The sequence below is a fragment of the Herbaspirillum sp. genome (genome assembly GCF_017744395.1).
Taxonomy (GTDB): Bacteria; Pseudomonadota; Gammaproteobacteria; order Burkholderiales; family Burkholderiaceae_D; genus Herbaspirillum.
Genome location: NZ_JAGIBI010000001.1, coordinates 391,579 through 404,331, shown reverse-complemented (window position 1 = coordinate 404,331; position 12,753 = coordinate 391,579). Strand labels below are relative to the sequence as shown.

Sequence of the window (12,753 nt, the reverse complement as noted above, 5' to 3'; positions counted from 1 at the left end):
GGCCGCGGACCGGGCCAGGCCCGATTCCGCGACCGGCACGCCAGACACTAAGGCTTGCGTCCCCAATAGGACTTGTCGTTGAGCATGCCCTTGGGCGTGATGTCCTGGTCGAAGATCGACGTCGGCAAGGCCACCGTGCAAGCGCAGTTGGGGATGTCGACGATGCCGCCGATGCGCCCTTCCACCGGCGCCGCCGTCAGCAGCATGTAGGCCTGGCTGCCGGTATAGCCGAAATGGGTCAGGTAATCGATCGCCTTCAGGCAGGCCTGGCGATAGGCCACCGTGGCATCCAGGTAGTAGTTGGTGCCGTTCTCCACGCTGATGCCTTCGAAGGTCAGCCATTGCTCATAGTGCGGCTTGACGATGCTGGGCATGAAGATCGGCGAGGTGATGTTGTACTTCGCCATGCCGCCCTTGATCAGGTCGAAGCCGACGTGGCTGACGCCGTCCATCTCGATCGCACCGCAAAAGCCGATCTCGCCGTCGCCCTGCGAAAAGTGCAGGTCGCCCATCGAGAAGCCCGCGCCCTTCACATACACCGGGAAGAAGATCCGGGTGCCGGCCGACAGGTCCTTGATGTCGGTATTGCCGCCATGCTCGCGCGGCGGCACGGTGCGCGCCGCGACCTTGGCCATCTCGTCGAACTTGGCGCCGCTCAAGCCGCGCAGCACTGCGGTGCTCGGATCGGGCGGCTTGGCCAGGCCCTTGGCCGCCAGCGGCGCCTCGCGACGGTTCCATTCGGCCAGCAGATCATGCGACGGCAAGCATCCCATCAGGCCCGGGTGCGTGAGTCCGGCGATGCGCACGCCGGGAATGTGGCGCGAGGTCGCGTACAGGCCCTTCAAGTCCCAGATCGCCTTGTCCGCCTCGGGGAAATAGTCGGCCAGGAAACCGCCGCCGTTTTCTTTCGAGAACACGCCGGAAAAACCCACCGGCGTAACCGGCTTGATGTCCAGCAGGTCGATCACCAGCAGGTCGCCCGGCTCCGCGCCTTCGACGTGGAACGGCCCGGTCAGCGGGTGGGCGCGGGTCAGGTCGACGTTCTTGACGTCGGAGACGTCGTCGGTGTCCTTGATCTGGGCGTCCAGGAAATCCAGCGATTCGATCAATATCGATTCGCCCGGCTTGACCGAGGACAGGAACGGCAGGTCCGGATGCCAGCGGTTGTGTCCCAGTTCAGGTTGCTCCGCCAGCGGTACGCCGGGCTTGATCTTGAAGTGTTGCATGTGACCTCCTTTGGATGTGGTTCATGGTGTTGCTGCGTCTGACATGCTGTGCGGCCGGCTCCGCTTCATTCGGCCGGAATGCCCGGCACCGGGCACTCGGGCGTGCCGGCGCTCTGGCGCGTGATCGACTCCACCGCGGCGCGCGCGGCCTGCGGGTCGTTGACCCAGGTCTTGTAGAAATCGAACGGGCAGTCGGCCACGCCCGCCGGCGCTTCGCCGGAATTGATCTTGCCGGTGTAGCCGCGGTGCAGCAGCTTGAACAGGTGGTTCTGCGACTGCCAGTTGCGGCGAGCGTCGCGGATCGCTGCCACCGACAGTTCGGCGTACTGGATGCCCATTTCCTCGGTGCCGCATTCGCCCAGCGTGCGGCCGTCGAAACCGACGATGGCCGAATGGCCGAAATAGGAATACACGCCATCGAAACCGGCGGCGTTGGCCACCGCGACGTATACGTTGTTCATCCATGCCATCGCCTTGGCCACCAGCACCTGCTGCTCCTTGGCCGGATACATGTAGCCCTGGCAGCGCACGACCAGCTCGGCGCCCTTCATGGCGCAGTCGCGCCAGATTTCCGGGTAATTGCCGTCGTCGCAGATGATCAGGCTGATCTTCAGGCCCTTGGGGCCCTCGCACACATAGGTGGCATCGCCCGGATACCAGCCTTCGATCGGCGTCCACGGCATGATCTTGCGGTACTTCTGCACGATCTCGCCCTGGTCGTTGATCAGCACCAGCGTGTTGTACGGCGCCTTGCGCGGATGCTCCTCATGGCGTTCTCCGGTCAGCGAAAACACGCCCCATACGCCGGCGATGCGGCAGGCTTCCGAGAAGATGCGGGTCTCGTCGCCGGGGACGGTGGCGGCGGTCTCGTACATCTCCCTTTCGTCGTACATGATCCCGTGCGTCGAGTACTCCGGGAACACCACCAGGTCCAGCCCCGGCAGGCCCTGCTTCATCCCCACCAGCATGGCGGCGATCTTCCTGGCGTTGTCCAGCACTTCGCTGCGGTTATGCAGGCGCGGCATCTTGTAGTTGACGACTGCCACGCCCACGGCGTCCTTGCTGCTCGATATATCTCCATGCCTCATGGCTTCACTCCCTGGCGAAAACTGCTGTGACGAATTGACTTATACGGACAGGTACTTGCTGATGGTCGGCGCATCGACGTGGTCGCGCGTGTCCTCGTAGACGAAGCGGCCCTTGTCGATCACCAGGAAGCGGTCGGCGATCTCCAGCGTGAAGCTGAGCACCTGCTCCGAGACGATGATGGTCAGCTCGCGGATCTTGCGGATCTCCTTCAGGCTTCGCGCGATGTCCTTGATGATGGAGGGCTGGATACCCTCGGTCGGCTCGTCCAGCAGCAGCACGCGCGGATTGGTCGCCAGCGCGCGGGCGATCGCCAGTTGCTGCTGCTGGCCGCCGGAGAGGTTGCCGCCCTTGCGGGTACGCATGTCATACAGCACCGGGAACAGCGCGTAGAGTTCGTCGGGCACCTTGCCGCGCGCGGCCGGCCCCAGGCCGGTCTGGATATTTTCCAGCACCGTCATGCCGGGAAAGATCATGCGGCCCTGCGGCACATAAGCCACGCCGCACTCCACGCGCTGGTAGCTCTCCATGCCGCTCAGCTCGACGCCGTCGATGCTGATGCTGCCGCCGCGCAGCGGGAGGATGCCCATCAGGGTCTTGAACAGCGTGGTCTTGCCCATGCCGTTGCGCCCCATGACGGCGACGATTTCCTCCTTCGCCACCGACAGGTTGATATCGTGGATGACCGCGCTCTGGCCGTAGCCGGAGGCGAGTTGCGAGACCTTGAACATGGCTGGCTCCGGGTTGGGTTAATGGCCGAGATAGACGTCGATGACCTTGGGGTCGGACTGCACCTTGTCCATGCTGCCTTCAGCGAGGATCTTTCCCTGGTGCAGCACGGTGACCTTGTGCGCTATGCTTTTTACAAAATCCATGTCGTGCTCGATCACCACCACCGAGCGCCCCTGGCTGATGCGGCCCAGCAGTTGCGCGGTCTTTTCCCGTTCGGAGACGCTCATGCCGGCCACCGGCTCGTCCAGCATCAGCAGTTCCGGCTCCTGCATCAGTAGCATGCCGATCTCCAGCCACTGCTTCTGCCCATGCGAAAGCAGGTCGGCCTGGGTGTGCAGGAATTCATCCAGGAATATCTCCGCGGCCACCGCTTCCACCCGCGCCACCACGTCCGGCGAGCGCTTGAAGGTCAGCGCGCCGAACACCTTGCGGCCGCGCGGAAAGGACATTTCCAGGTTCTCGAACACCGAGAGGTTCTCGTAGATCGACGGCGTCTGGAACTTGCGCCCGACGCCGGCGCGCACGATGGCGTGCTCGCTCATCTTCGTGAGCTCATGGTTGTTGAAGCGGATGCTGCCCGAGGTGGCGCGCGTCTTGCCGCAGATCAGATCCAGCACCGTGGTCTTGCCGGCGCCGTTAGGGCCGATCACCACGCGCACCTCGTTGCGCTGCACGTACAGGTTCAGCTTGTCGACCGCCTTGAAGCCGTCGAAGGAAACCGTCAGGTCTTCGATCGCCAGGACCGGGTGGGCATCCGATTCGAATCCGATAGGTGCGTCGCTCATTTGCTGGCCTCCAGGGTAGCGCCGGGCTCGATGCCGTCGCGGGTGGTTTCAATCTGGGCCGCTTTGGCTACCGCCTTGGGCTTGGCCCGCTCCGGCTCGGGAGCCGGCTTGCGCCGCAAGCGCGCCAGCAAGCGCTTGCCCTGGCTCTGGTACAACCCGGCCAGGCCGTTGGGGAAGTACATGACCACCGCAATGAACAGGCCGCCCATCAGAAACAGCCACAGCTCGGGGAAGGTCTCGGAAAAATAGGTCTTGCCGAAATTCACCAGCAGCGTGCCGTAGACCGCCCCCAGCAGCGACATGCGTCCGCCGACGGCGGCATAGATCACCATCTCGATGGAAGGCACGATGCCCACGAAGGACGGCGACATGAAGCCCACCTGCAACGTGAACATGGCGCCGCCGACGGCCGAGAACATGGCCGCTGCGCAAAACACGAAGACCTTGAAGCTGGCCACGTCATAGCCGGAGAAACGCACCCGCTCTTCCTTGTCGCGCATGGCCACCAGCAAGCGGCCGAGCTTGGAGCCGAGGATGTAGCGGCCGAACAAGATGCAGGCGAACAGCAGGCCGGCGTTGACGAAGTACAGGATCAGCTTGGCGCTGTCGGTGCGGATGTCCCAACCCATCAGGGTCTTCAGGTCGGTGATGCCGTTGACGCCGCCGGTCAAGCCCTGCTGGCCGATGATCAGGATCGACAGGATCGCCGCGATGGCCTGCGTCACGATCGAGAAATACACGTCGCCCACGCGCCGCTTGAACATCGCCAGGCCGATCAGCAGGGCCAGCAGCGTGGGCACCGCCAGCACCGCCAGCACGGTGAAGCTGAAGCTGTGGAAGGGTTGCCACATCGCCGGCAAGGCGGTGAGCTGGTTCCAGTCCATGAAATCGGGAATGCCCGGCGTCGACTGGATCTTGGTGCTGACCGGGTCGGACGCCTCCAGCTTCAGGAACATCGCCATGCAGTAGCCGCCCAGGCCGAAGAACACGCCCTGCCCCAGGCTGAGGATGCCGCCATAGCCCCAGCACAGCACCAGGCTGACCGCCACGAAGGCATACGACAGGTATTTGCCGACCAGGTTGAGGCGGAACATGTCCAGCGCCAGCGGAAACACCAGCAGCAACAGCGCCGCCAGCACCAGCAAGCCGATCAGTCCGGATCTGCCGCCCAATAATTTTTCGTATGCTGCATTCATTGTCTAACCTCGCGAAGGGGGAGTCTGGAAAATCAGGCCTGCCTCATTTGCGGACCTTGGCCGAGAACAGGCCTTGCGGACGCAGCATCAGGATCAGGATCACCGCCGACAACGTCAGCACCTTGGCCATCGAACCGGTCAGGAAGAACTCGGCGGTAGACTGGGTCTGGGCGATCGAGAAGGCCGAGGCGATCGTGCCGACCAGGCTCTGGGCGCCGCCGAACACCACCACCAGGAAGGTGTCGACGATGTACAGCGAGCCGCTGGTGGGCCCGGTCGAGCCGATCGTGGTGAACGCCGCGCCAGCCACCCCGGCCACGCCGCAGCCCAGTGCAAAGGTGGTGCGGTCGACCTTGCGGGTGTTGATGCCCACCGCCCCGCTCATGACCCGGTTCTGCATCGTGGCGCGCACCTGCAGGCCCCAGCGCGAGCGGAACAGCAACACGAAGATGGTGCCGGTGAGCAGCACCGTCAGTCCCATCATGAACAGGCCGTTGAGCGGGATGTCGATGTCCTCGGTCGGCTTGAACGAGCCCAGCAGCCAGTCCGGTAAGGTCGCGCTGACTTCCTTGGCGCCGAAGATGGAGCGGAAGGTCTGCTGCATCGCCAGCGACAGGCCCCAGGTCGCCAGCAGCGTATCCAGCGGGCGCTTGTAGAGGCGGCTGATCAGCAGCATCTCGGTCAGGTAGCCGACGCCGTAGGCCACCGCGAAGGACAGCGCCACCGCGCCGAAGAAATAGAACGGCTGCAGCGCCGGCGCGTAGGTGGCGGTCAGGTGCGACAGCAGGTAGGTGATGTAGGCGCCGATGGTCAGGAACTCGCCATGCGCCATGTTGATCACGCCCATCTGGCCGAAGATGATGGCCAGGCCCAATGCCATGAGCAGCAGCACGCAAAACACCGACAGGCCGTTGAAGCCCTGCATGGCGAAGATGGCGCCGAATTCGGATAGAGAAACCATATTGACTCCCGCCGTGGGCGATGAAATGGAAACGCGCGGATCGCGTGGGCGGCAGCGCCCGCATGTCACAACAGGCGCCGCCGCTTTGTTGCTCGGATCGACGGCCGCAGCTCCACCTCCGTCATCCCGGCGCAGGCCGGGATCCAGTGTCGTTCGTCGCGCAGCCGCAAAGGCCTGGAGAAAGAACGCCACCGGCAGGACTTGATGCAGCCGTGGCCATGCAAGCTTATTGATAGCCCTTGGGGAAGGGATTCGGCTCGATCAGGTCGGACTCGTAGATGACCTTGAACTGGCCGTTCTTCTGCGCCTCGCCGATACGTGTCTTGCTCCACAGGTGATGGTTCTCGTGGACCTTGACGTAACCTTCCGGCGCGGTCTTGAGCTCGATGCCGGGCGATGCCGCCACCACCTTGTCGACGTCGAAGCTGCCGGCCTTTTCAACTGCCGCCTTCCACAGCCAGGGGCCGAGGTAGGCCGCCTGGGTGACGTCGCCGATCACCGAATTGGCGCCGAACTTGGCCTTGAATTCGGCCACGAATTTCTTGTTGTTGGCATTGTCCAGGCTCTGGAAATACTTCATCGACGCGAAGAAGCCCTCGACGTTCTCGCCGCCGATGCCCAGCATCTCATCCTCGGTCACCGAGATGGTCAGCAGATTCTGGGTCTTGGCGGTGACGCCGGCCGCCTTCAACTGCTTGTAGAAGGCGACGTTGCTGCCGCCGACCACGTCGGCGAAGATCACGTCCGGCTTTTTCAGCTTGATCTTGTTGATCAGCGAACCGAACTGGGTATTGCCCAGCGGGTAGTACTCCTCGCCCACCACCGAACCCTTGAGGACGTTTTCGATGTGCTTGCGGGCGATCTTGTTGGAGGTGCGCGGCCAGATGTAGTCCGAGCCGATCAGGAAGAAGGTCTTGGCCTTCTTTTCCTTGGCCACCCAGTTCAGGCCGGCCAGCACCTGCTGCGTGGCCTCCTGGCCGGTGTAGAACACGTTCTTGGATTGTTCCAGCCCCTCGTAGAAGGTCGGGTAGTACAGCAGGCCGTTGTCCTTCTCGAACACCGGCAGCACGGCCTTGCGCGAGGCCGAGGTCCAGCAGCCGAAAACGGCGGCGACGCGGTCGTTCTCCAGCAGCTTCTTGGCCTTCTCGGCGAAGGTGGGCCAGTCGCTGGCGCCGTCTTCCTGGATGATCTTGATCTTGCGGCCGAGGATGCCGCCCATGGAGTTGATCTGCTCGATGGCCAGGCGTTCGGCCTGGATCGAGCCGGTCTCGCTGATGGCCATGGTGCCGGTGGCCGAGTGCAACTGGCCGACGGTGACTTCGGTGTCGGTGATGGCCAGCTTGGTGGTGTTGATCTTGGCGGTCGGGAATTGCTGCGCCGAGGCCATGCCCGGCAGCGCCGCGGCAACCGCACCGGCGGCCAGCCCCATCAGGATCTTGCGCCGTTGGGATGAGGGAGGTCTGGAAGAGGAACGGTGCGACATGCGGTACTCCTTTCGGGCTTTGTTGGATGTCATGGACGCGGTCTGCGCGTGGTTGGACCGGTGCGCCGGTCGAAACGAACATGCCGGATGAAACGCGCCCCTGCTCTTGCCAACATGCGAGCCATTGTTCCCTCGCCGTCGTTCGCGCTTCATTGCCGTTCGTTCTGGGACGAAGAATAGGATTGACGATGCGGCGCAACAATACGTCGTTTGACGTAAAAACCATGCGGCGCGCCCGGCATGCGCCTGCACACGTTTCGCGCATACGCGGCATGGTATTGGTGCGCGCCGCCGGCCTGCCGCCCATCGCACAGGGATGGTCAACGCCACAACCGTGCCGTGTTTTGGTGAAATGCGCCGGTATCGGCCCGATGGCATACGTCAAATGACGTATGCCATCGGACGCCGATTGGTTTGAAAATTGCTTTCAAGGGAGGCCGGGGGCCGCGATGCCGTGCCGCGACATGCGGCATCCGCCCCGGCAGCACCGCGCAATCCGCCATGCGGCAGCAAACCGCCTATAAGAACGCGAGCAAAATGTGAGCAATCCCGCCATACAACGGATCGTCAAGGTACGACGCGACTACAACACCTGGGTCGCCAACGAAACGCTGGAAGACTACGCGCTGCGCTACACGCCGCGTTCGTTCCGCCGCTGGTCCGAGTTCCGCCTGGCCAATACCGCGCTGGGGGCGACCTCCTTCCTGGCGCTGGAAGCGATCAGCGGCGCCATCACGCTGAGTTATGGCTTTACCAATACCTTCTGGGCGATCATCTGCGTGGTCGTGCTGTTCTTCCTGACCGGCCTGCCGATCAGCTACTATGCCGCCCGCTACGGCGTCGACATGGACCTGCTCACGCGCGGCGCCGGCTTCGGCTACATCGGCTCGACCGTGACTTCGCTGATCTACGCCAGCTTCACCTTCATCTTCTTCGCGCTGGAAGCGGCGATCATGGCGCAGGCCATCGAAATCTATTTCGGCCTGCCGCTGGTCTATGGCTACGTCTTGTGTTCGCTGATCGTCATTCCCATGGTGGCCTACGGCATCACCCTGATCAACCGGCTGCAGATGTGGACGCAGTCGCTGTGGATCGCGCTGCTGGTGCTGCCTTACATCTGCGTGCTGCACAAGGAACCGGAGGCGCTGGCCAACCTGATCACCTTCGCCGGCCGCGCCGAGGATGGCAGCTCGTTCAACATCCTGCTGTTCGGCGCCGCCGCCACGGTGGCGTTCTCGCTGATCGCGCAGATCGGGGAGCAGGTCGACTTCCTGCGCTTCCTGCCGGAGAAGACCGCGGCCAACCGCGGCCGCTGGTGGAGCGCCCTGCTGCTGGCCGGGCCCGGCTGGATCCTGCTGGGCGGCGCCAAGATGCTGGGCGGCGCCCTGCTGGCCTTCCTGGCCATCCAGCATGAAATCCCGATGGACAAGGCGGTGGAGCCGACCCAGATGTACCTGGTCGGCTACCGCTACGTATTCTCCAATCCGGCGCTGGCGCTGGGGGCGGTGGTGCTGTTCGTGGTGGTCTCGCAAATCAAGATCAACGTGACCAACGCCTATGCCGGTTCGCTGGCCTGGTCGAACTTCTTCGCGCGCCTGACGCACAGCCATCCCGGCCGCGTGGTGTGGCTGGTGTTCAACGTGCTGATCGCGGTGCTGCTCATGGAGCTGGGCGTGTTCAACGCGCTTGAGCACGTGCTGGCGCTGTACAGCCTGGTGGCGATCTCATGGATAGGCGCGGTGGTCTCAGACCTGGTCATCAACAAGCCGCTCAAGCTCTCGCCGGCGCACATCGAGTTCAAGCGCGCCCACCTGTATGACGTCAACCCGGTGGGCGTAGGTTCGATGGCGATCGCCTCGATCCTGTCGGCCGTTGCCATGTCCGGCGTGCTGGGCAAGCTGGCCGCGGCGATGGCGCCCTTCATCGCGCTGGGCACCGCGCTGCTGTGCGCGCCGCTGATCGCCGTGGCCACCGGCAGCCGCTACTACACCGCGCGGCGCGACACGCTGGCCGGGCATGCGCACCAGGGGCAGCTCGACTGCGTCATCTGCGGCAACCGCTTCGAAACGCCGGACATGGCCCACTGCCCGGCCTACCAGGGCGCCATCTGCTCGCTGTGCTGTTCGCTCGACGCGCGCTGCAACGACCGCTGCAAGACGCCGGCGGCGCGCCTGCCGAACCAGATCTTCCTGAGCTTGCGCCGCCTGATGCCGGCGCGCTTCTCGCTCAAGCTCAACACCCGCATCGGCCACTACCTGATCGTGTTCGGCATCCTCGCCGGCAGCCTGGCCGTCATGCTGTGGATGCTGTACTTCCAGCAGATGGCCGACCTTTCCGGCGTGGCGCCCGGCTCGCCCGCATCCCTGCGCGGCATCTTCATCAAGCTGTTCTGCATGCTGCTGGTGGTGCTCGGCGTGGGCGCATGGTGGCTGGTGCTGACCAATGAAAGCCGCGCGGTGGCGCAGGAGGAATCGGAACGCCAGACCAACCTGCTGCTGCAGGAAATCGAGGCGCACAAGCGCACCGATGCCGAGCTGCAGCGCGCCAAGGAAGCCGCCGAGTCGGCCAACCTGGCCAAGAGCCGCTTCGTGGCCGGCATGAGCCACGAGCTGCGCACGCCGCTCAACAGCATCCTCGGCTACGCGCAGATCCTGCATGTGGACGCCACCATCCCGCCGGCGCGAAAGGACGCCATCGCCATCATCCGCCGCAGCGGCGAGCACCTGCTGAGCCTGATCGACGGCTTGCTCGACATCGCCAAGATCGAGGCCGGCAAGATGCGCCTGGCGTCGGACGAGCTGGCGCTGCCGGGTTTCCTCGACCAGATCGCCGGCATGTTCGCCCCGCAGGCGGAACAGAAAGGGCTGGGCTTCCGCTTCGAGAAAATCGGCCGCCTGCCCCATATCGTCCACGCCGACCAGAAGCGCCTGCGCCAGATCCTGATCAACCTGCTGGGCAACGCGGTCAAGTTCACCGACAGCGGCGGCGTGACCGTGCGGGTGCGCTATGCGCGCGAGATCGCCTACTTCGACATCGTCGACACCGGCATCGGTATCGCCAAGGACGATCTCGAGCGCATCTTCCTGCCCTTCGAACGCAGCAACGCCGCCAACCTGCGCGGCGACATCGGCACCGGCCTGGGCCTGGCGATCAGCCGCATGCTGACCCATATCATGGGCGGCGAGCTGGCCGTGGAGAGCGAGGTTGGCCGCGGTAGCAGCTTCCACCTGAAGATCTACCTGCCGGAAGTGCATGTGCCGCGTCCGATCCTGAAACTGGAAGAGCAGATGCCGGGCTACATCGGCCCGCCCAAACGGGTGCTGGTGGTGGACGACCAGGCGTCGCAGCGGCAGATCCTCAAGGAGATGCTGCTGCCGCTGGGTTTCGAGGTGGTGGAGGCGGATGGCGGCATCGCCTGCATGGAGGAGCTGGCGCGCGCCATCCCGGACCTGGTCCTGCTCGACATCGCCATGCCGCTGATGGATGGCTGGTCGGTGGCGCGCGCGATCCGCGCGCGCGGGCTGACGCGCTTGCCCGTGGTGTTCGTTTCCGCCGATGCCTTCGAAGCCGGGCACGAGCGCAGCGATCCGCTGCTGTACAACGATTTCATCGTCAAGCCGGTGTCGTACGGCGATCTGCTGGCCAAGATCAGGCAGCAGTTGAGTATCGACTGGGTCTCTGCGCCGCAATCAGACTCGCCGCCCACGACCGGCGCGGCGCAACCCCTGATGCTGGTGCCGCCCCAGAAGAAGCTGCACGCGCTGCTGGAACTGGGAACGATCGGCTACGCGAAGGAAATCCTCCGGCAGCTCGACGACATGGAGCGGCAAAATCCCGCCTACCTCCCCTTCACCACCGAACTCAGGCAACTGGTCAAGCAGTTCCGCCTCAACGAATATGTCACCCGCATCAAGGAGATGATCCGCCATGATCTCAACGACGTTCGATAGGCATGTGGTCCTCATCGTCGACGACATGCCCGACAACCTGTCCATGCTGTCGGATTCGCTCGACGAAAGCGGCCACATCGTGCTGGTGGCCACGGACGGCATGAGCGCGCTGGAACGCCTGGATCGCATCACGCCCGACCTGATCCTGCTGGACGCGGTGATGCCCGGCATCGACGGTTTCGAAACCTGCCGCCGCATCAAGCTGCTCAAGAGCGTGAGCCACGTTCCGGTGGTCTTCATGACCGGCCTCTCCGAGACCGAACACGTGGTGCGCGGCTTCGAGGTGGGCGGCATCGACTACGTGACCAAGCCGATCCGGCCGCAAGAGGTGGTGGCGCGCATCGGCTCGCACATCCGCACGGCGCGCATGATGTCGCAGACGCGCGGCGTGCTGGAACATGCGGCGCATGCCGTCATCGTGCTGGGCGGCAATGGCTTGCCGCTGTGGCAGACCAGCAAGGCATCGATATGGCTGGAAAAATATTTCCCTGCGGGATCCGCCACGCCGGCCGGCCACAAGTTGCCGGCGCCGCTGCAACTCTGGCTCAACGAGAACCTGGCTCGGCAGCGCCAGGACGGCGGCGTCGACGGCATCGGCGGCATCGCGCCGCTGGTGGTCAAGCAAGGCGACAGCGAATTGAGCATCGCCGCCTCGCTGGCAGGGCAAGGCCACGGCATTACGCTGTTGCTTGAAGAAAAACACTCCGCCACTGCGCTCACCGTGCGGGCTTCGAAGGAAGCCGGCGACGATGCTGCTTCAGCATCCTCATTCGACGGCTTCCGCCTGACCCCGCGCGAAAACGATGTGCTGATGTGGCTCGGCAAAGGCAAGACCAACCGCGACATCGCCGAGATCCTCGGCATGAGCCCGCGCACCGTGAACAAGCACCTGGAGCACATCTTCGTGAAACTCGGCGTGGAAACCCGGTCGGCGGCCGCCGTTCTCGCCAGCGGCATGGCGCAGCCGGCCGGCGGCGGGCTGCTGCAATAGCCGGCATCCGGAGAGATAATTCCCACGCGCTCGCCGTGTTTGGCATATCCTTGCAAATGCGTTCAGTTCACGCGATACATCACCGATGCAAGGAATCATCATGCCCAAGAAAGAAAAGCTGGATCCGGAAACCGAAGCCCTGATCCAATGGTGCACCGAAGTCGAACAGTTCCTGGTCAAGGGCGGCGCGACGCTGGACCAGGCGCAGGAGCACATCGAAGAGCAGGTCGAATGGTTCACCGACATGTTCTACGAAGGCCTCACCCCGGAAGAAGCCGCCAAGGAAGCGCTGGCCTGAAGCCGCGCCGATTCCCCCACCGTCCCGGCCCGCGCGCCGGGACTT

General features: G+C 64.1%; 10 protein-coding genes. 3 read left to right on the top strand and 7 right to left on the bottom strand.

The annotated features are described in order from the left end of the window. Positions 1–47: 47 nt before the first annotated feature. The 7 genes from fmdA to urtA all read right to left on the bottom strand — a co-directional run bounded on the left by fmdA (position 48) and on the right by urtA (position 7,469). Positions 48–1,226 carry a formamidase gene (gene fmdA / locus J7548_RS01825; protein WP_290969521.1) on the bottom strand — a complete coding sequence of 393 codons (1,179 nt, stop codon included), beginning with the start codon at positions 1,224–1,226 and terminating at the stop codon, positions 48–50. A 65-nt stretch (positions 1,227–1,291) separates the two neighbouring features. Further along, positions 1,292–2,314, bottom strand: a complete 1,023-nt coding sequence (locus J7548_RS01820) for an aliphatic amidase (RefSeq protein ID WP_290969518.1) — start codon at positions 2,312–2,314, stop codon at positions 1,292–1,294. Between the two features lie 39 nt (positions 2,315–2,353). After that, the gene (urtE, locus tag J7548_RS01815; protein WP_290969515.1) at positions 2,354–3,043 is read right to left on the bottom strand and encodes an urea ABC transporter ATP-binding subunit UrtE; all 690 of its coding nucleotides are present in this window, start codon (positions 3,041–3,043) and stop codon (positions 2,354–2,356) included. Positions 3,044–3,061: 18 nt separating this feature from the next. Next, positions 3,062–3,829, bottom strand: coding sequence for an urea ABC transporter ATP-binding protein UrtD (gene urtD / locus J7548_RS01810; RefSeq protein WP_290969513.1), 768 nt, complete (start codon positions 3,827–3,829; stop codon positions 3,062–3,064). Continuing rightward, positions 3,826–5,025: an urea ABC transporter permease subunit UrtC gene (gene urtC / locus J7548_RS01805; RefSeq protein ID WP_290969510.1), complete on the bottom strand. Its 1,200-nt coding sequence runs from the start codon at positions 5,023–5,025 to the stop codon at positions 3,826–3,828. Before urtC ends, urtD begins: the two co-directional genes overlap by 4 nt. Positions 5,026–5,068: 43 nt before the next feature. Further along, positions 5,069–5,986: an urea ABC transporter permease subunit UrtB gene (urtB, locus tag J7548_RS01800; protein WP_290969506.1), complete on the bottom strand. Its 918-nt coding sequence runs from the start codon at positions 5,984–5,986 to the stop codon at positions 5,069–5,071. A 226-nt stretch (positions 5,987–6,212) separates the two neighbouring features. After that, the gene (gene urtA / locus J7548_RS01795; protein WP_290969504.1) at positions 6,213–7,469 is read right to left on the bottom strand and encodes an urea ABC transporter substrate-binding protein; all 1,257 of its coding nucleotides are present in this window, start codon (positions 7,467–7,469) and stop codon (positions 6,213–6,215) included. A gap of 539 nt (positions 7,470–8,008) precedes the next feature. Here urtA and J7548_RS01790 point away from each other — a divergent pair. The 3 genes from J7548_RS01790 (at position 8,009) to J7548_RS01780 (ending at position 12,708) form a co-directional block, all read left to right on the top strand. Continuing rightward, positions 8,009–11,419 (top strand): ATP-binding protein, encoded by a 3,411-nt coding sequence (locus J7548_RS01790; RefSeq protein WP_290969500.1) that lies wholly within the window; start codon positions 8,009–8,011, stop codon positions 11,417–11,419. Then, on the top strand, positions 11,397–12,410 hold the full coding sequence (locus J7548_RS01785) for a response regulator transcription factor (RefSeq protein WP_290969497.1): 1,014 nt from the start codon (positions 11,397–11,399) through the stop codon (positions 12,408–12,410). The genes J7548_RS01790 and J7548_RS01785 overlap by 23 nt, the downstream gene beginning before the upstream one ends. Before the next feature lie 100 nt (positions 12,411–12,510). After that, the gene (locus tag J7548_RS01780; protein ID WP_290969494.1) at positions 12,511–12,708 is read left to right on the top strand and encodes a hypothetical protein; all 198 of its coding nucleotides are present in this window, start codon (positions 12,511–12,513) and stop codon (positions 12,706–12,708) included. The last annotated feature ends 45 nt before the right edge of the window (positions 12,709–12,753 follow it).